Source organism: Belnapia arida (assembly GCF_016773205.1).
GTDB classification, from domain to species: Bacteria; Pseudomonadota; Alphaproteobacteria; order Acetobacterales; family Acetobacteraceae; genus Belnapia; species Belnapia arida.
Window position 1 is genome coordinate 356667 of sequence record NZ_JAETWB010000002.1, and the last position, 18547, is coordinate 375213.

Genomic DNA, 18547 nt, shown 5'->3' on the forward strand with positions numbered 1-18547 from the left:
GTCGGGGCAGCTTGGTTGCGATGTTAGGCGAATGAACACGGCCGCTCCAATGCTCTAGCCGTGGCCCCCGCCGAGATAGGCGTCGCGGATCTCCGGCCGGGCCAGCAGTTCATGCCCGCCGCCCTCCATGGTGATGCGCCCGTTGACCAGCACGTAGCCGCGATGGGCGAGGCGCAGCGCCTGGTTGGCATTCTGTTCGACCAGCAGCACGGTCAGCCCCGTGCTTTCGTTGAGCTGGCGGATGGCGCCGAATATCTGCCGCACGACGAGCGGGGCGAGGCCGAGCGAGGGCTCGTCGAGCAGCAGCAGCCGCGGCTTCGACATCAGCGCCCGGCCGATGGCGAGCATCTGCTGCTCGCCGCCCGAGAGCGTGCCGCCGCGCTGGCCGAGGCGCTCCTTCAGGCGTGGGAAGAGGGCGAAGACCTGTTCCAGCTGCGGCGCCGGGTCACCCTTGAGGAGCGCCTGGGCGCCCATCAGCAGATTCTCCTGCACCGACATGCGCGGGAAGATGCGCCGTCCCTCGGGCGACTGGGCGACGCCGCGGCGCATGGTGAGATGCGTCGCCTCGCCGGTGATGTCCTCGCCGCCGAGGACGATGCGCCCGGCGCGCGGCCTCGGGGAGCCGCAGATGGTCATCAGCAGCGTCGACTTGCCGGCGCCGTTGGCGCCGATCAGCGTGACGATCTCGCCCGGCATGACCTGGAGCGAGACATCGGAGAGCGCCTGCACCGCGCCATAGCCGGCGGAGACGCAATCGACTTCGAGAAGCGGAGTGGTCATGGGTTGCTGCCGCTCCGATTGAGGCCTGCGGCGCTCGCCTGCGGCATCGCCCTCCGGTCATCGGCAGCGGCCACCTCCTCCTCGTCCTCGCCGAGATAGGCGGCGATCACCTTGGCATTGCGGCGCACCTCGGCCGGCGTGCCGTCGGCGATCAGCACGCCATGGTCGAGCACCACGACGCGGTCGCTGATGCGCATGACGACGCCCATGTCGTGCTCGATGAGGAGGATGGAAGTGCCCTCCGCCCGGATGTCGAGCAGCAGTCGCGCCAGCTCGTCCGATTCGCGCGGGTTGAGGCCGGCGGCCGGCTCGTCGAGGCAGAGAAGCGCCGGCTCGGTGCACATGGCCCGCGCGATCTCCAACCGGCGCTGCTGACCATAGGGCAGGGCGCCGGCCGGGTCGTCGGCGCGGTCCATCAGGTCGGTGGCGGTGAGCCAGCGCTTCGCCAGCTCCACCGCCTGCCGCTCCGCCCTGGGATAGCCGGAGAGGCCGAGCACCGCGCCGATGCCCCAGCCGGTGGAGGCCATCAACCTGTTGTGCTGGGCGATCAGCAAGTTCTCCAACGCCGTCATGCCAGGGAAGAGGCGGATGTTCTGGAAGGTGCGGGCGACGCCGGCGCGGGCGATGCGGTGGCCGGCCAGGCGTTGCAGCTCGGTCGGCGGCTCGCCCGGTTTGTGCAGGCGGATGATGCCTTCGCTCGGCCGGTAGAAGCCGGTGACGCAGTTGAAGAGCGTCGTCTTGCCGGCGCCGTTCGGCCCGATCAGCGCGGTGATCTCCCCGCTCCGGGCCGCGAAGGAGACGCCCGAGACGGCGGTGAGGCCGCCGAAGCGCATGGTGAGGCCCTGGACCTCGAGGATCGGGCGGCTCATCCATGCCCCTCCCCGACCAGCTTGCCGTCGATCGCTCGTCGCTTGCCGAGGGCGATGGAGGGGGTGCGCGTCCCCACCAGCCCGCGCGGCCGCAGCACCATGATGACGACCATGGCGCCGCCGAAGACCAGCATCCGCCACTCCTGCAGGTCGCGGAAGATTTCGGTCCCGCCGATCAGCGCCAGCGCGGCGATGGCGACGCCGATCTGGCTGCCGAGCCCGCCGAGGACGACGATCGCCAGGATGATGGCGCTCTCGATGAAGGTGAAGCTCTCCGGGCTGATGAAGGCCTGGCGCGTGGCGAAGAAGGCGCCGGCGAAGCCGCCGAACATGGCGCCGAGCGCGAAGGCCGTGAGCTTGGTGACGGTGACGTTGATCCCAAGGGCCCGGCAGGCGATCTCGTCCTCGCGCAACGCTTCCCAGGCGCGGCCGAGCGGCTGGCGACGCAGCCGGATCGTCACCCAATTGGTCAGCAGGGCGAGCGCCAGGATCAGGTAGTAGAGGAAGATGACGCGGTGGGTGGAGGAGGGCTCCAGCCCGAAGAAGCCGGCGAAGGTGCCCTCGCCGCCCGCCATGCTGAAGGGCAGGCCGAAGAAGGAGGGGCGCGGGATGCCACTGATGCCGTTCGGCCCGCCGGTCAGGCTCACCCAGTTGAGCAGGACGACACGAATGATCTCGCCGAAAGCGAGCGTGACGATGGCGAGGTAGTCGCCCCGCAGCCGCAGCACCGGGAAGCCGAGCAAGATGCCCCAGAAGGCAGCGAGGACGCCGGCCAGCGGCAGGCAGACCCAGAAGGAGAGGCCGAAATACTGCGCCAGCAGCGCATAGGAATAGGCCCCGACGGCGTAGAAGGCGACGTAGCCGAGGTCGAGCAACCCGGCGAGGCCGACAACGATGTTGAGCCCCCAGCCGAGCATCACATAGGTCAGCACCAGGATGCCGAGGTCGAGCCAGTAACGGTCGATGCCCGGGATCGCCGGCAGCACCAAGGCGACGGCGAGGAAGGCCGGCGCCGCCAGCTTGCCAAGGCGTTGCAGCCGCAGCGTCCAGGGCCCGGCGGAAGTGCTGGGGCGCAGGCCGTCGCGCCCCATCCAGAGCACCAGGGCCAGGCGGCCGATGAAGACGAGGCCGATGAGGATCGCGGCATCCGTCCACCGGTAGCGCAGCGTCAGCGCACCAGTGCTGCCGACATCGGTACGAAGCGCCACGAGCGGGACGAAGAGCAGGGCGGCGACCACCGCCCCGACCAAGGCATCCTTCAGGGCCAGTTGCAGCCTCATACCTTCTCCACCTCCTGCCGGCCGAGCAGCCCGGTGGGCAGGAAGATCAGCGTCAGCACGAGGATGGAGAAGGCGGCGACATCCTTGTACTGCACGCTGAAATAGGCCGACCAGAAGGTCTCGATCAGCCCGATCAGCAGCCCGCCGAGCACCGCCCCGGGCAGCGAGCCGATGCCGCCCAGCACCGCCGCGGTGAAGGCCTTCACTCCGGCGAGGAAGCCGATGTAGAAATCGATCACGCCGTAACGCAGCAGGTACATCGTGCCGGCGACGGAGGCGAGCGCGGCGCCGATGACGAAGGTGAGGCTGATGGTCTTGTCGGTGTCGATGCCGAGCAGCGAGGCCATCTTGCGGTCCTGCTCGCAGGCGCGCATGGCGCGGCCGAGCGGCGTCCGCGTTACCAGGATGGTGAAGACGGCGAGCACGGCGAGCGTCACGCCGATGATCATCATCTGCGTATAGGCGAACTGGACAACGAAGCCTTCCTCGCGCATCACCTCGATGCCGCCGGGCACCAGCGTCTCCATCGGCTTCACCCGTGCGCCCTGGCTGACCTGGACGAAATTCTGCAGCACGATGGAGAGACCGATGGCTGAGATCAGCGGCGCCAGGCGGAAGCTGCCGCGCAAGGGCCGGTAGGCGATGCGCTCGATCGCCCAGCCATAGACGCCGGTGATGACGACGGAGAGGAGCAGCACCAGGATGATGCCCGCCGGCCCGCCCATGACCCCGCCCATGGAGAGCAGCAGCACCGCGATCAGCGACAGGAAGGCGCCGATCATGAACACGTCGCCATGGGCGAAATTGATCATGCCGATGATGCCGTAGACCATGGTGTAGCCCACCGCGATCAGGCCGTAGATCATCCCCAGGCTGATCCCGTTGATCAGCTGCTGCAATGCATAGGCCAAGCAGTCCTCCAGCCCGTGTTTCCCTGTTGCCCCGAAGCTAGCCATGCCGGCGGCCCGGGCATAGGGGAAGTTGCCCTCCCGGGACGGCGGGGCGATGATCCCTGCCTGAGCTTTGGGCGGAGGAAACAGGTCAATGGCTTCCGATTCGGCACTCCCACCCGATGACGGCCGCAGCGGCCGGCTGCCGCCGATTCCGGAGGAGCGGCTGACCGAGGCGCAGCGGCGCGTCGCGGCCGGTATTTCGGGTGGGCCACGCGGCGGGCTGCGCGGTCCCTTCCCGGCCCTCCTGCGGAGCCCGGACCTGGCCGACCGCTTCCAGAAGGTCGGCGAGTATCTCCGCTTCAACAGCTCCATCCCGACGGCGCTGAACGAGCTGGCGATCCTGGTCACGGCGCGCAGCTGGTCGGCGCAGTTCGAGTGGTATGCGCACCACCTGCTGGCGATGAAGGCCGGGCTGCCGCCCGCCATCGCCGAGGCCATCGCCGAGGGGCGTCGGCCGGAGGGCATGGATGACGACCAGCGCATCGTCTACGAGTTCTGCACGGAACTGCACAGGAGCCATGCCGTCTCGGACGCCACCTATGCTGCGGCGCGGGAGCGGTTCGGCGAGCAAGGCGTCGTCGATCTGCTCGGCGTCAGCGGCTATTATGTCGCCGTGGCGATGATCCTCAACGTCGCGCAGGTGCCGCTGCCGCCGGGCGTGCCGGAGCCGCTGAAACCCTTGCCCCAGGGTTGACCGGGGCAGGGCCGGGGCTAGGCTGACGCCCGTCCAAGGGAACCGCCGCGAAGGCGGGACAGCAGCGGGAGGGGCGTTTGCAGCACCACGACACGGATGGCCGGGCCGGGCCCGAACCCCTGCGCGACCCAGCCAGCCTGCGCCGACTGCTCTCGCCCCGCAGCGTCGCCGTGGTCGGCGTCTCGGCTGACCCGATCGGCTTCGGCGCGCGCAGCATCGGCAACATGCGGGGCTTCACCGGCCCGGTCTGGGCAGTGAACCCGAAATATGCCGGGCAGGAACTACACGGCTTCCCCTGCGTCGGCAGCATCGCCGACCTGCCGGAGGCGCCTGATTGCGTGCTGCTCGCCCTGCCGCGCACCGGCATCATGCCGGCGGTGGAGGCCTGCATCGAGAAGGGCGCGGGCGGGATCATCGCCTTCGCCTCCGGCTATGGCGAGACCGGCCTCGCCGACCGCGTCGCGGAGGAGGAGGCGCTGCGCGAGCGCTGCCGCGCGGCGGACATGCCCCTCGTCGGTGTCAACTGCCTCGGCATCGTCGACCATGTGCTGAAGGCCGGCGTCACCTTCATGCCGGAATACGTGCGGCTGACGGCGCCGCCCGGCGGCGTCGCCATCACCAGCCAGTCGGGGGCGCTCGGCTATGCGCTGATGCAGGCGGCCGAGCGCGGCTTCTCCGTCTGCCACATGACGACGGCGGGGAACGCGACGGACCTCGATGTCTGCGACCTCGCCGCCTACCAGCTCTCCATGCCGGAATGCCGCGCGGTGGCGCTGGCGGTGGAGGGGTTGCGCGATGGGCGGCGGCTGGCGCTGCTCGGCGAGGCAGCGCGGCAGGCGGGCAAGCCGGTCGTCGTGCTGAAGCTCGGGCGCGGCGAGGCGGGCGCGGCGGCTGCCGTGTCGCATACCGGCTCCCTCGCCGGCAGCGCGGCGGCCTGGTCGGCCGCCTTCCGCCGTGCCGGCATGGTCGAGGTGGAGGATTTCGACGCATTGCTGGAGACGGCGGGGATGTTCGCCAAGGCACCGCCGCCGACGGCGCCGGGCGTTGCGATCATCACCCCCTCGGGCGGCGCCGGCATCATGGCAGCCGACCATGCGGAGGCGCTCGGCCTCGCCATGCCGCAGCCCATGCCGCAGACGGAGGCGGTGCTGCGCCAGGCGATCCCGGATTTCGGCGCGCCGCGCAACCCCTGCGACCTCACCGCGCAGGTCGCCTCCAACCCGGCCAGCTACGATGCCTGCATGGAGGCGATGCTCAGCGACCCGCAATATGGCTGCGCGGTGATGCCGGTGGTCTATTCCCACCACGCCTCGACCCAGGTGCGAATGGAGCAGCTTCGTCCCTATGCGCGGAAATTCGGCAAGCCGCTGTTGATCGCCTGGATTCCCGAGCAGCTGGAGGGGCCGGGCGCCGTCGTCGCGGATTCCGTGCCGGAGCTGATCCTCTTTCGCTCCATGCGCAGGCTGATGAACGCGGTGCGGCTTTGGCTGGAATATTACGGGCAGATGCCGGCTGGCACGCCGGCGCGGCCGCCCGGGCTCGAGGCGGCGCTGGCCGGCCTTCCCGCCGGCGAGGCGGTGCTGATGGAGGCGGAGGCCAAGGCGCTCTTCGCCAAGGTCGGCGTGCCGGTGGTGGAGGAGCGCCGTGCCGCGACGGCCGCCGAGGCGGCGGAGGCCGCCGCCGCGCTCGGCTTCCCCGTGGTGCTGAAGCTCGACAGCCCGGACATCGCCCACAAGACCGAGGTGGGCGGGGTGAAGCTGAACCTCGCCGACCGGGCGGCGGTGGAGGCGGGTTTCGCCGCCATCAAGGCTTCGGCCAGGCAACACGCGCCCGAGGCACGGCTCGACGGCGTGCTGATCCAACGCATGTCCCGCCCGGGGGTGGAGCTGATCCTTGGCGCCCGGCGGGACGGGCAGTTCGGCTCCCTCGTCCTGGTCGGCACCGGCGGGGTGCAGGCGGAGCTCTGGCGCGACGTGGCGCTCGACCTCGCCCCGGTCAGCCCCGAGCGGGCGGAAGAGATGCTGCGGAGCCTGAAGGGCTTCCCGCTGCTGGACGGGTTCCGCGGCGGACCGCGCGCGGACATCCCCGCCATCGCCCGTGCCGTCTCCGCCTTCTCGGTGCTGGTGGCGGAGGCGGGGCCGCGCATCCAGGAGGCGGAGGTCAATCCGTTGATCTGCGGTGATTGGGGCTGCCTTGCCGTCGACGGATTGGTGCGGTGCAGCGGATGACATACCAACCCACCATGGCGTAGCATCCGCCCGCGCCAGCGGGGGAGCCGCACCGGATGAAGGTCTATGAGGGCGGCCGCGGCCTGGCCGGCGCGGAGGTGACGGTCGATGGCGCGCCGCTTGATCCGCGCTTCGACCTGCGCCGCTTCTCCCCGATGGGGTTCGAATGGACCTATGAGGGCGACGGGCCGTGCCAGCTGGCGCTTGCCCTGCTGGCAGACCACCTGGGCGATCCGCAACGCGCCCTGGCGCTGACGGAGCCTTTCATGCGCGAGGTGGTGGCCGGGCTCGACAATGCCTGGCTGCTGACCTCTGAGGATATCGATGCGGCACTGTCGCGCCTATGAGTTCGGCGCTATGCCTTGCGCAAGGGAGCGCACGACTGGCAGCATCGCTGCCAACCGCACGCTCGACCCGCTGGACCACCCTCCCTAAACCCGGCTTTCCGCAGGGCGGATATATCAATGGCGCATTCGACGGGCAGTGACCTGCCGCTGATATGTGGCTTGATATATCTCTTGCATTCAGTGTCGCCGGGCAGCCGTTTCCTGTCAACCGGGCATGTTCTGTCCCTGGCCATATCGCGTAGAAGCTGACCCATGCCCGACCATTCGCCACCCCGCCGTGCCCCCTCGGTCCGCCGCCGGCGCAGCAGCGCCGCCGATGCTGCGGCGACCATGACTGAACAGGCCTACCGCGCCATCGAGGAGGCGATCGTCACCCTTGCGCTCCAACCGGGCGAGGTGGTGAGCGAGGCGCAGCTTTCTGCCAAGTCCGGCTTCGGGCGAACGCCGGTGCGTGAGGCCCTGCAGCGCCTGGCGCGGGAGCGGCTGGTGCGCATCCTGCCCCGGCGGGGGATTGTCGTCGCGCCGGTCGATATCCGCGAGCAGCTGCGGCTGCTGGAAGTCCGGCGGGAGATCGAGCGGCTCACCGCCCGCGCCGCGGCCCGCCGTGCCGATGCCACGCAGCGTGAACGGCTGCGCGCCATCGCCGATGCAATGGAGGTGGCGGCGGCGACCCGGGACGAAACCGGCTTCCTCCGCCTCGACCGCGAGCTGAACCTGCTGCTGCTGGATGCCGCGCATAACGAGTTCGCCGCGGCTGCGATGGCGTTGATGCATGGGTTGTCGCGGCGCTTCTGGTTCATCCATTGGCGGCGGAGTGCCGGGTTGCCGGAGGCTGCGGCGGCGCATGCGCGCCTCGCCCGCAACATCGCCGATGGCCTGGCGGAGGAGGCGGCGGCGGCTTCCGATGCGCTGGTCGACTATATCGAGAGCTTCACCCGGGCGACGGTCGGCCCGGAGCCTTGATGTGTATGCCTTGACCCCAATCTCCGCCGCATGCTGATATATCAGTAATGGACGGAGGAACGGCATGGCGGACAGCGCATCGGGCGCGGCCTTGCGGCGCGAGCGGCTCTCTCGGCGGCAACAAGCCTTCCGCGCCGATTTCCGGGCGAAGATCGGGCGACTTTACCATGGTTGGGCGCATGTCGCGCTGATCTATGCGATCGGCGGCGCGGCCATCTGGTATGCGGCGCGGCAGGTCGTGGCGCCGGCGTGGTACGAATGGCTGGTGGTGCCCGCGGCCTTTCTCGGTGCCAACCTCTTCGAATGGTGGATCCATAAATACGTGATGCACCGGCCGGTGCGAGGCTTCGTGGGTATCTACAAGCGGCACACGCTGGCGCACCACCAGTTCTTCACCGAGACGGAATACACCATCGACGATGCGCGCGACTTCCGCATCGTGTTCTTCCCGCCCTATGCGCTCATCACCTTCCTCGCCCTGTCGCTGGTGCCCTGCCTCGTGCTGCGGGCACTCGGCGTCCCGGAAGCGGGCTGGCTGCTGTTGATCACCAACACGGCGCTTTACCTCAACTACGAACTCTTCCATTTCTGCTGCCATGTGAAGGACGATCGGCTTGTCCGGCACATTCCCTTTATCAACACCATCCGCCGCCATCATGCCGCGCATCACGACACGGCCATCATGATGGAGCGGAATTTCAACCTGACCTACCCGATCGCCGACTGGTTCTTCGGGACCAGCGACCTGCGGCGCGGGCTGCTCGGCCACCTGCTGAACGGCTACGACGCCGCGCATCGGCGTCCGGACCTGAAGCGGGTGCGGCATGGCACCGACGACCCGCAGGCCGGCAAGCCGCGGCTGATGGCGGCGGAGTAGGACGATGGCCGCGCTCACGTCGTTGGATGGCGGACAGATCAAGACATCCCGCGCGTCGCTGGTAGGCGGCATCGCGGTCGGGATCGGCGTCGCGGTGCTTTGGGCGGCGTTGGCGCGCGACCTGGGCGCCGGGCCGCTTGCCGCCTTGCTGCCCGCCATCCTGGCTGGGCTGTTGGCCGGCCTCTGGGTCTGGCGCGCGGATTTGTAGCGGCCAATCTGCAACAGGCGGAACAGTTCCCTCGCCGTCCGCGCAACCGATCCTACCTCTCGTCGTTTCCTGATTGGGCGGAAAGGAACAATCGTGGACCAGGTGGCGCAAGCGGATCCTTTGGCATCCCGGGCCGGGCCGGAACAGCGACTGCTGGCCGCGCTGCCGCCTGGATGGCGGGCAGTAGGGCGCTGTCGCCTCGGCCTTGGCGGACCGGCCGGGGTGGGAATGGGGTGCATGGCGCTCGCCCATCCCGCCGTGGGGCTGGCGCTGATCGACCTCATCCCCAATGCGACACCGAATGCCGAGGCCAGGCTGCGCCGGGCACTGGAAGCGGCAAACTTCCCCGAGCGATGCCCAGGCACGCTGCCGGTCTGGCATGGCCGGGTGGACCCCTCGATGCTGCGCACCTTGCCGAAAGTGGTGGCCGAGGGATTCGATGCGCTGCCGCCGCTCGGCCTAGGTGGCCCGGAGGGCTGGATCGGCGCGGTGCAGGCGGCGCTCGCCAGGGATCCGGCCTGGGAGGTGCCTGGCCGGCCGCGCGCCGCAGCGCCGACACCTTCCGCGCCGGATGTGGCCGAGGAGGATGAACCCGGCCTGGCACCGCGCCGGCGCCGGAGGCGGTGGATCGGGGGTGGCGTGGTCCTGGCCTGCTGCTTGGCAGCCGGCATCGCCTTGCTGCCAGCCGCCCCGGCGCCGACGCCGCCCAGCCCGCAGCCGTTGGCTGCGGCGCCTGCGCCCGAGTCTCAGCCGGTCCTGGCCGCCTTGCCGCCGCTACCGGCGCCGCCCGCGCCCGCGCCCGAGCCCGAGCCACCGGCGGCGCAGAACCTGCCGCCGATCGAGCGGGTGGTGCTGCCGGTACTGCGCCCCGTGGAGCCGCCACCGAAGCCGGCTGCCGAGCCGCCGGCTTCGGAGCCGGTGGTGGAGGAACCCGCGCTGGCCACGCCGCCCCCCGCGCCACCGCCCCCGCCACCGCTGCGCCAGGCTGCGGCGCCAAGGCCGCGCATCGACCCGAATTGCAGCCGCGCCCTGTTTCGTTTCCAGCAGGGCGAGCGGCTGACCGCTGCGGAGGAAGCCTTCGTCAGGACGGGCTGCGCCACCCGCCGCTGACCGGGGCGCCTATCGCAAGCCGGTGTTGATGGCCTCCAGCGCCGCCGCCCCGGGTACCAGCAGCGCATCGCCCAGCCGGTTGAGCGGCCGCGCGACGGTGCCGAGATTGGCATGCAGGTCCCGCGGGTCGGGGTCGATGAAGAGCAGGCCGGTGACGATCTCGCCGGCGGCCTTTCGCTCATGCAGGTGGTGCATGGCGGCGACGCGGTCGGTGGGGTCGTACTCGGCGTGCAGCTTGCGGAGCCGAAGGATGGAGCCGTCATGCTGCTCCACCTCCCGCACCTCGCCCGGCGCATAGTCGGCGGTGATCGGCGCGCGGCTGGTGATCACGTCGAGCCGGTTCATCGCCTCGTTGTGCTCGCGGACGAAGTCGTAGCTCTTGGTCGAGCCCTCGTGGTTGTTGAAGGCGACGCAGGGGCTGATGCAGTCGATGAAGGCCGGCCCGTCATGCCGCATCGCCCCCTTGATGAGGGGGACGAGCTGGTCCTTGTCGCCCGAGAAGCTGCGCGCGACGTAGGTGGCGCCGAGCTGCAGCGCGATGCCGACGAGGTCGATCGCCTCGTCGGTGTTCACCGTGCCCTTCTTCGCCTTGGAGCCCTTGTCCGAGGTTGCTGAGAACTGCCCCTTGGTGAGGCCGTAGACGCCGTTGTTCTCGACGATATAGGCCATGTTCACGCCACGGCGGATGCTGTGGGCGAACTGGCCGAAGCCGATCGAGGCGCTGTCGCCGTCGCCCGAGACGCCGAGATAGAGCAGCTCCCGGTTGGCGAGGTTGGCGCCCGTCAGCACGCTCGGCATCCGGCCATGGACCGAGTTGAAGCCATGCGAGGCGCCGAGGAAGTAGTCCGGCGTCTTCGACGAGCAGCCGATGCCGGACATCTTGGCAACGCGGTGCGGCTCGATATCCAGCTCGAAGCAGGCCTGGATGATGGCGGCGCTGATGCTGTCATGCCCGCAGCCGGCGCAGAGGGTGCTGATCGCCCCCTCGTAGTCGCGCCGGGTGTAGCCGAGCGCATTGGTCGGCAGCTTCGGGTGGTGCAGCTTGGGTTTCGGGAGGAAGCTCATTCCGCGGCTGCTCCGGCGAAGGGAAGGATCTGGGCCAGCACCTTGTCGCCGATGGCGGCGCGGATGAAGCGCGCGGTGATCGGCGTCCCGTCATAGTGCAGCACGGGGATGAGCTGCTGCGGCACGATGCCGCACTCGTTCATCAACAGGGTGCGCAGCTGGGCGTCGCGGTTCTGCTCGACGACGAACACCTGGTCATGGTCGGCGACGAACCGCTCCACTTCCTGGTGGAAGGGGAAGGCGCGGATGCGCAGCGCATCGACATGGATGCCCTCCGCCTCCAGCGCCGACAGCGCCTCGCGCATCGCGGCGGAGGAACTGCCGTAGTAGATCACGCCCGTCCGCGTCGGCTCGGCCGCCTGGCGCAGCACGGGGCGGGGGACGATGCCCTTCGCCGTCTCGAATTTCTGCAGCAGGCGCTGCATGTTGTCGACATAGGCGGCGCCCACCTCGGTGTACTTGGCGAAGCGGTCGCGCGAGGTGCCCCGCGTGAAGAAGGCGCCCTTGCTGGGATGTGTCCCCGGATAGGTACGGTAGGGGATGCCGTCGCCATCGGCGTCGAGGTAGCGGCCGAAGACGCGGCCGGCCTCCAGCTCCTCCGCCGTCATCACCTTGCCGCGGTCCATCCGCCTGCTGTCGTCCCAGGCGAAGGGCTCGCAGAGCCAGTCATTCATGCCGATATCGAGGTCGAGCAGCACGAAAACCGGCTGCTGCAGCCGGTCGGCGATATCGAAGGCATCCGCCCCGAAGGCGAAGCACTCATGCGGATCCTCGGGGAGAAGGACGACGTGCTTGGTGTCGCCATGGCTGGCATAGGCGGCGGCCAGCACGTCCGACTGCTGGGTACGGGTCGGCATGCCGGTGCTGGGGCCGGCGCGCTGCACGTCGAAGATCACCGAGGGAATCTCGGCGAAATAGGAGAGGCCGACGAATTCCTGCATCAGCGAGATGCCCGGGCCCGAGGTTGCGGTGAAGGCCCGTGCCCCGTTCCAGGCAGCGCCAATGACGATGCCGATAGAGGCCAGCTCGTCCTCCGCCTGGACGATGGCGTAACGCTTGCGGCCGTCCGGGTCGGTGCGGAATTTCTTCGCGTAGCGCTCGAACCCCTCGGCCAGCGAGGTCGAGGGGGTGATCGGGTACCAGGCGCAGACCGTCGCGCCACCATAGACGGCGCCGAGCCCGGCCGCGCTGTTGCCATCGACATAGATGCGGTCGCCGACCTTGTCGGCGCGCTCCAGCGTCAGGCCAAGCGGGCAGGGGAGGTTCGCCAAGGCCCAGTCGCGGCCCATCTGGAAGGCCTCCTGGTTCGGCTTCGCCAGCTTCTCCTTGCCCTTGTACTGCTCGGAGAGCAGCGTCTCCACCACCGCCGGGTCGATCTGCAGCAGGGCCGAGAGCGCGCCGACATACATGATGTTCTTGAACAGTTGCCGCTGCCGCGCATCGGTGTAGGCCGCGTTGCACATCGCGGTCAGCGGCACGCCGATGACATGGACGTCCTCGCGGAAGCGGCTCTGCGGCACCGGCCGCGTGCTGTCGTAGAACAGGTAGCCGCCCGGATCGATCTCGGCGACGTCGCGCTCCCAGGTCTGCGGGTTCATCGCCACCATCAGGTCGACGCCGCCGCGCCGGCCGAGATACCCCTCGCCGGAGACGCGCACCTCGAACCAGGTCGGCAGGCCCTGGATGTTCGAGGGAAAGATGTTGCGGGACGCGATGGGGATGCCCATGCGCAGGATCGCCTTGGCGAAGAGCTGGTTGGCGCTGGCCGAGCCCGAGCCGTTCACATTGGCGAATTTGACGACGAAGTCGTTGGTCGCAGTCACCGGGCCGCGCATGCGTGCACCCTTTCGGCCTTGGGCCTCGCGCTTTCGAGGAGGAATTTCTGCATGTCCCAGGCGCCGGTCGGGCAGCGCTCGGCGCACATGCCGCAATGCAGGCAGACATCCTCGTCCTTGGCCATCACGCGGCCGGTCTTCAGCCCGTCCGCGACGTAGATCGCCTGCTCGAGGTTATGCGCCGGCATCTTGAGCCGGTCGCGCAGCTCCATCTCCTCGCCATCGGCGGTGAAGGTGATGCAGTCGACTGGGCAGATGTCGACGCAGGCATCGCATTCGATGCAGAGCTTGGCGCTGAAGACCGTCTGCACGTCGCAGTTCAGGCAGCGCTGCGCCTCCTTGAAGGCCAGCTCCCGGTCGTAGCCGAGCTCCACCTCGGTCTTGATGTCGCGCAGCGCCACCTCGTTCTCGGCATGCGGCACCTTGAAGCGCAGGTCGAGTGAGACCGCGCTGTCGTAGCTCCACTCGTGGATGCCCATCTTCTGGCTGGACATCACCACATCCGGCGGCGGCCGCTGCGCCACGTCCTCGCTGCGGCAGAACAGGTCGATGGAGACGGCGGCCTGGTGGCCATGCGCCACCGCCCAGATGATGTTCTTCGGCCCGAAGGCCGCATCGCCGCCGAAAAAGACCTGCGGCAGCGTCGACTGCAGGGTCTCCTCGTTGAGCGTCGGCAACCCCCAGCGGTCGAACTCGATGCCGAGATCGCCCTCGATCCAGGGGAAGGCATTCTCCTGGCCGATGGCGACCAGCACGTCATCCGCCTCGATGACGACGTCCGGCTCGCCGGAGGGCACGAGCTGGCGGCGGCCCTTCGCATCGCGCTCGGCCTTCACGGCCTCGAAGACCATGCCGGTCAGGCGCCCGTCCTCGTGCAGCACCTCCTTCGGCACCAGCCAGTTGCGAATGGGGATGCCCTCCTTCAGCGCGTCCTCCTTCTCCCAGGGGCTCGCCTTCATCTCCTCGAAGCCGGAGCGGACGACGACCGTCACCTGCTCGCCGCCCAGGCGCCGGGCGGAGCGGCAGCAATCCATCGCCGTGTTGCCGCCGCCGAGCACGATGACGCGCCGGCCGACCTTCTCGATATGCCCGAAGGAGACGGACGAGAGCCAGTCGATGCCGATATGGATATTGGCCGCGGCCTCCTGGCGCCCTGGCACGTCGAGGTCCCGCCCGCGCGGCGCTCCGGCGCCGACGAAGACGGCATCATAGCCTTCAGCGAGCAGTGTCCGCAGGCTGCCGACCCGCTGGTCGTAATAGGTGACGACGCCGCCGCGGCCGGTGATGTAGCCGACTTCCTCGTCGATCACGCTCTCCGGCAGGCGGAAGCGCGGAATCTGGCTGCGGATGAAGCCGCCGCCCTTCGCCTGTTCGTCATAGACATGCACCTCGTAGCCGAGCGGGGCGAGGTCGCGCGCGACGGTCAGGCTCGCCGGCCCGGCGCCGATGCAGGCGATGCGCTTGCCATTGCCGACGGCCGGGATGGGCGGCATCCGCCCCAGCACATCCTCCTTGTTATCGGCGGCGACGCGCTTGAGGCGGCAGATGGCCACCGGCTCCTCCTCCACCCGCCCGCGCCGGCAGGCCGGCTCGCAGGGACGGTCGCAGGTGCGGCCGAGCACGCCGGGGAAGACGTTGGAGTGCCAGTTGACCATGTAGGCGTCGGAATAGCGCCCGGCGGCGATCAGCCGGATGTACTCGGGCACGGGCGTATGGGCCGGGCAGGCCCATTGGCAATCGACGACCTTGTGGAAATAGTCGGGATTGTTGATGTCGGTCGGCGTCACGCGCGCGACTCCCCTGGACGCATTTCGAATTCCTCCTGTCGGCCTCTGCGGGCCCGTGGCAGGGAGCTTGCCCCAAGCCCGGTAGCCCCGCAACGACCTGATCGCAGCCGTGCCGAAGCCCCGCTTGCGGCCCTGCCGGCCCCCGCCGATGATGCGGCATGGGCCAGGGGAGGGGGCAGCGAATGAAGCTCATCAGCTTCGCAATCGGCGGCGAAGCGCGCTATGGCGCGGTGGAAGGGGAGACGGTGATCGACTCACCGCCCGGCTTGGAGGGCGTTTCCCGAGCCTCCTGGCACTGATCGAGGCGGAAGCGCAAGCGGCCCTCGCCGCGCAAGGCCCGCGCCATGCGCTCGCCGACATCACTTGGCGCGAGCCGCTCCCCGAGGCCCACCGCATTTTCTGCGTCGGCGCCAACTGCCCGAAGATCCATCCAACCGGCGGCGTGGTCAGCGGCCCGGAATTCCCCCGCCATCTTCCAGAAGCCGGCCGAGACGCTGGTGCCGCACAAAGCGCCGTTGCGGACGCCGGCCGCCTCTCGCCAATTCGACTATGAGGGGAACTGGCCTTCGTCATCGGCCGCGGCGGAGCCGATATTCCGCCCGGCGAGGCCCTCTCCCACATCGCGGGCTATACTTGCCTGAATGATGGTTCGGTGCGTGACTTCCAGAAGCACAGCGTCTGGGCCGGCAAGAATTTCGTGCGCTCGGCGGCTTCGGCCTCTGGATGGTGACGGCCGACGAGGTGAGCGACCCTGCTGCGCTGACGCTGGTGACGCGGCTGAACGGCGAGGAGGTGCGGCGCACAGGCCTCGACCGCATGTTCTTCAGCGTTCCTGCGATCATCACCTATCTCTCGGCAGTGACGCCGTTGCTGCCAGGCGACGTGGTCGCCACGGCTCACCCGAGGGCAGCGGCGCCACCCGCACCCCGCCACGCTGGCTGGTGCCCGGCGACCGGATCGAAGTGGAGGTGGAAAGGGTCGGGGTGCTGGAGAATATCGTCGGCCGGTAAGCCTACAACTTAAGGTAGAAATTCTGATGGAATATTCGTCGTTCCAGGCAAGGTTCGCACGCCTCCGTCAAACACGGAATAGTTTCAGGATTCGCGCTGTCTCTTCCGCTACATCATCGAACGCTGGCTAGTTGCTCAGGGGCCGGTCTGTTCCACCGATGCGTGATGAAAGAGGAAGGGATGCGTCTCCTGCTCCTGTTGCCGGCGCTTGTCCTCGCCGGCTGCGCCATGTCCGAGGCCGACCGCCAAGCCGAGGCGGAGCTGGCCACCGTCCGCCAGGCGTCGATGTCCGGCCCCTCCCTTACCTGGGAGGAGCTCAACATCCACCCGACGCTCGTTGCCCACCCCTGCTCCGTGGGAACGCTGGTGAATGCCAGCCGCCAGGTCGTCGGCTACTGCCGCGCCGGCCGCCAGTGCCGGACGATGGACTGGCGCCCCGTCGCCGCCGGCTGCACGGAACCGCAAATCCGCCAGACCAGCGCCCCGGCGCGCACCGCCGCTCTCGATACGGGCCGGTAATCTCCATTGCGGCCCGCCCCCGGCGCGGTACACCGGGGGCGTGCTGCACCTCATCAAGCTCTCGGTCGGCCCCAAGGATGTGGGGCAGCTCCGGGCCATCCAGGCCCGGCGGGCGGTGGTCGAGCCTCCGCTCCGCCATCAGACGCGGATGATGCCGAAGCGCGCCGCCGAGATCCTCGCCGGCGGCTCGATCTACTGGGTGGTCGCCGGCTTCTTGCAGGTGCGCCAGCGCATCATCGACATCATTGAGGAGGAATGGGACGACGGCTCCCGCTGCGCCGGTCTGGTGCTGGACCCGGAGCTGGTCGCCGTCGCCGCCCGGCCGGTAAAGCCCTTCCAGGGCTGGCGCTACCTGGAGCCGGAGGCCGCCCCGGCGGATGTCGTCGCCAGCATCGAGGGCGAGGGGGCCGAGGCCATGCCGGAGCGCCTGCGCGCCGAGCTTCGCGCCCTCGGTCTGCTGTAGCCGGATGACGCGGCGGTAAGCCGCTGCGCGCGGGGTCGACGGACTACGCCGGCACCCCTTTGAAGCTTCGCCGAGCCCGCCATCCCGGCGCGTCCCCAAGGTCACCACCATCGCCTCGCAGCAAAGACGGCAGGATGACGGCACCGACAGCGCCTGCTTCTTCAATGCCGAGTTCTTCGTCCCGCCGAAGCTCGAGAAGGACGTCGCCCATGTCGCGCCGCCGCCCGGCTACCGGCTGGAATGGAGTTGGCGATTTCCGCAGATTGCAGGATGCCATCGCCGGGCTGAAGGTGTTGGTGCCGGTGGCCCTCGTCTGCATCGGTGCTCGATGCATGAGGCTTATTCGGCATCACGACGATGGTGGGGACGCCTTGCTCTCGCATTTCCCATGGCCTGCGGGACGAGGGGATGCCCTGGCGCCAGGCGTTTGGCCGGGACGGGCTGGACCGGATGTGGCCGGTGGCGATGACCTGCTTCGCTGCCATGGTCGGCCTGCAGCGTTGCGGCGGCGAGGGCGCGGCTAGGCGCCTCAGCCGCGGAGCAACGCGTTGCGCAGGCGGCTGGCCTCGTCGCGGAGGCGGCTGAGCTCTGCTTCCGTCATCCCGGTCGCGGCCTGCATACAGGCCGGGATGCCCGCCGCCCGGTCGCGGAACGCCCGGCCTTGCGTGGTGAGCGTGATGCTCAGCTGCCGCTCATTCGCCGGGTCGCGCTGCCGGTGCAGCAGGCCCTGTGTTTCCAGCCGCTTCAGCAACGGGGTCAGCGTGCTGGAATCGAGAAAGAGGCGCTCGCCAAGGGCGCCGAGCGTCACCCCATCCTCCTCCCAGAGCGCCACCATGACTAGGTATTGCGGATAGGTCAGGCCCAGCGGCTCCAGTAGCGGCTTGTAGGCGCGGCTCAGCGCATGCCCGGCCGAATGGATGGCGAAGCAGGCGAAATCCTCAAGGGTTGGGCAGGCTTTTGGCATCGGGTCTCCACCCAATAGGATAGATCGCGCACCAAGGGATCGCGCGCCCATAAAATGCATGACGGTCATGCAAGCTTATCCATCGCGCACCAACAAATCGCGTGCAAATGATGCCTTGGTCCAAGGCCACAGGAGCCGCAGATGTCCATCAACGTCCTCTACCGCACCCAAGCCACCGCCACCGGCGGCCGCGACGGCCATGCCGCCACAGCCGATGGCAGCCTTGATGTCCGCCTCGCCACCCCGAAGGAGCTTGGCGGCGCCGGCGGCCCGGGCAACAACCCGGAGCAGCTCTTCGCAGCGGGTTATTCGGCCTGCTTCCTTGGCGCGATGAAGTTCGTGGCGTCCCAGGGCGGCCCCAAGGTGCCGGCCGATGCCAGCGTCACTGCCCAGGTCGGGATCGGCCCGCGTTCCGAGGGCGGCTTCGGCCTCGAGATCGGCTTGACCATCGCCCTCCCCGGCCTGTCGCGCACGGAGGCCGAGGCGCTGGTGCAGAAGGCGCATCAGGTCTGCCCGTATTCCAACGCCACCCGCAACAACATCGACGTCAAGCTGACCGTCGCCTGAGGCTTGACCGCCATGGTGGGTGGCAGAC

Annotated in this window: 19 protein-coding genes and 1 pseudogene; 12 read left to right on the top strand and 8 right to left on the bottom strand. The window is 69.1% G+C overall.

Annotated elements, in window-relative coordinates; translation table 11 throughout:
- Window positions 1–54: 54 nt before the first annotated feature.
- From JMJ56_RS08725 to JMJ56_RS08740, 4 genes are read right to left on the bottom strand one after another with little or no spacing between them, the layout of a single operon-like run.
- Window positions 55–780, bottom strand: a complete 726-nt coding sequence (locus JMJ56_RS08725; protein WP_202831234.1) for an ABC transporter ATP-binding protein — start codon at window positions 778–780, stop codon at window positions 55–57.
- On the bottom strand, window positions 777–1649 hold the full coding sequence (locus JMJ56_RS08730) for an ABC transporter ATP-binding protein (RefSeq protein WP_202831235.1): 873 nt from the start codon (window positions 1647–1649) through the stop codon (window positions 777–779). Before JMJ56_RS08730 ends, JMJ56_RS08725 begins: the two co-directional genes overlap by 4 nt.
- The gene (gene livM, locus JMJ56_RS08735; protein WP_202831236.1) at window positions 1646–2929 is read right to left on the bottom strand and encodes a high-affinity branched-chain amino acid ABC transporter permease LivM; all 1284 of its coding nucleotides are present in this window, start codon (window positions 2927–2929) and stop codon (window positions 1646–1648) included. Before livM ends, JMJ56_RS08730 begins: the two co-directional genes overlap by 4 nt.
- Window positions 2926–3840, bottom strand: a complete 915-nt coding sequence (locus tag JMJ56_RS08740; protein ID WP_202831237.1) for an ABC transporter permease subunit — start codon at window positions 3838–3840, stop codon at window positions 2926–2928. The genes livM and JMJ56_RS08740 overlap by 4 nt, the downstream gene beginning before the upstream one ends.
- A 133-nt stretch (window positions 3841–3973) precedes the next feature.
- On the opposite strand from JMJ56_RS08740, the gene JMJ56_RS08745 reads away from it, so the two are divergent.
- From JMJ56_RS08745 to JMJ56_RS08775, 7 genes are all read left to right on the top strand, one after another.
- Window positions 3974–4576 (top strand): carboxymuconolactone decarboxylase family protein, encoded by a 603-nt coding sequence (locus tag JMJ56_RS08745; protein ID WP_202831238.1) that lies wholly within the window; start codon window positions 3974–3976, stop codon window positions 4574–4576.
- Between the two features lie 77 nt (window positions 4577–4653).
- Complete coding sequence (locus JMJ56_RS08750) at window positions 4654–6804, top strand: acetate--CoA ligase family protein (protein ID WP_202831239.1); 2151 nt, start codon at window positions 4654–4656, stop codon at window positions 6802–6804.
- A 56-nt stretch (window positions 6805–6860) separates the two neighbouring features.
- Window positions 6861–7151 (top strand): DUF6166 domain-containing protein, encoded by a 291-nt coding sequence (locus tag JMJ56_RS08755; RefSeq protein ID WP_202831240.1) that lies wholly within the window; start codon window positions 6861–6863, stop codon window positions 7149–7151.
- A gap of 252 nt (window positions 7152–7403) precedes the next feature.
- Entirely contained in the window at window positions 7404–8114 is a 711-nt protein-coding gene (locus tag JMJ56_RS08760) for a GntR family transcriptional regulator (RefSeq protein ID WP_202831241.1), read from the top strand.
- Between the two features lie 64 nt (window positions 8115–8178).
- Window positions 8179–8991, top strand: a complete 813-nt coding sequence (locus JMJ56_RS08765) for a sterol desaturase family protein (RefSeq protein WP_202831242.1) — start codon at window positions 8179–8181, stop codon at window positions 8989–8991.
- A 4-nt stretch (window positions 8992–8995) separates the two neighbouring features.
- Window positions 8996–9199: a hypothetical protein gene (locus tag JMJ56_RS08770; RefSeq protein WP_202831243.1), complete on the top strand. Its 204-nt coding sequence runs from the start codon at window positions 8996–8998 to the stop codon at window positions 9197–9199.
- A gap of 237 nt (window positions 9200–9436) precedes the next feature.
- Complete coding sequence (locus JMJ56_RS08775; RefSeq protein WP_202831244.1) at window positions 9437–10309, top strand: hypothetical protein; 873 nt, start codon at window positions 9437–9439, stop codon at window positions 10307–10309.
- 9 nt (window positions 10310–10318) lie between these two features.
- Here JMJ56_RS08775 and JMJ56_RS08780 read toward each other — a convergent pair whose 3' ends face one another.
- The 3 genes from JMJ56_RS08780 to JMJ56_RS08790 are packed head-to-tail and all read right to left on the bottom strand — an operon-like array spanning window position 10319 to window position 14996.
- Window positions 10319–11374: a 2-oxoacid:ferredoxin oxidoreductase subunit beta gene (locus JMJ56_RS08780; RefSeq protein ID WP_202831245.1), complete on the bottom strand. Its 1056-nt coding sequence runs from the start codon at window positions 11372–11374 to the stop codon at window positions 10319–10321.
- On the bottom strand, window positions 11371–13209 hold the full coding sequence (locus JMJ56_RS08785) for a 2-oxoacid:acceptor oxidoreductase subunit alpha (protein WP_202831246.1): 1839 nt from the start codon (window positions 13207–13209) through the stop codon (window positions 11371–11373). Before JMJ56_RS08785 ends, JMJ56_RS08780 begins: the two co-directional genes overlap by 4 nt.
- Entirely contained in the window at window positions 13194–14996 is a 1803-nt protein-coding gene (locus JMJ56_RS08790) for an FAD-dependent oxidoreductase (RefSeq protein ID WP_202831247.1), read from the bottom strand. The genes JMJ56_RS08785 and JMJ56_RS08790 overlap by 16 nt, the downstream gene beginning before the upstream one ends.
- Before the next feature lie 182 nt (window positions 14997–15178).
- Here JMJ56_RS08790 and JMJ56_RS33725 point away from each other — a divergent pair, with 182 nt between their 5' ends.
- The 4 genes and pseudogenes from JMJ56_RS33725 to JMJ56_RS08810 all read left to right on the top strand — a co-directional run bounded on the left by JMJ56_RS33725 (window position 15179) and on the right by JMJ56_RS08810 (window position 16988).
- Entirely contained in the window at window positions 15179–15295 is a 117-nt protein-coding gene (locus JMJ56_RS33725) for an Rv2993c-like domain-containing protein (protein ID WP_236037565.1), read from the top strand.
- A gap of 45 nt (window positions 15296–15340) precedes the next feature.
- Window positions 15341–16019 (top strand): annotated as a pseudogene (locus JMJ56_RS35465) (fumarylacetoacetate hydrolase family protein).
- A gap of 167 nt (window positions 16020–16186) precedes the next feature.
- Window positions 16187–16525 (top strand): hypothetical protein, encoded by a 339-nt coding sequence (locus tag JMJ56_RS33730; RefSeq protein ID WP_236037566.1) that lies wholly within the window; start codon window positions 16187–16189, stop codon window positions 16523–16525.
- 40 nt (window positions 16526–16565) lie between these two features.
- Complete coding sequence (locus JMJ56_RS08810) at window positions 16566–16988, top strand: DUF1489 family protein (protein ID WP_328702319.1); 423 nt, start codon at window positions 16566–16568, stop codon at window positions 16986–16988.
- Between the two features lie 529 nt (window positions 16989–17517).
- Here the strand turns inward: JMJ56_RS08810 and JMJ56_RS08815 are convergent.
- Window positions 17518–17952: a MarR family winged helix-turn-helix transcriptional regulator gene (locus JMJ56_RS08815; RefSeq protein ID WP_202831251.1), complete on the bottom strand. Its 435-nt coding sequence runs from the start codon at window positions 17950–17952 to the stop codon at window positions 17518–17520.
- 141 nt (window positions 17953–18093) lie between these two features.
- Here JMJ56_RS08815 and JMJ56_RS08820 point away from each other — a divergent pair, with 141 nt between their 5' ends.
- Window positions 18094–18519, top strand: a complete 426-nt coding sequence (locus JMJ56_RS08820; RefSeq protein WP_202831252.1) for an organic hydroperoxide resistance protein — start codon at window positions 18094–18096, stop codon at window positions 18517–18519.
- The last annotated feature ends 28 nt before the right edge of the window (window positions 18520–18547 follow it).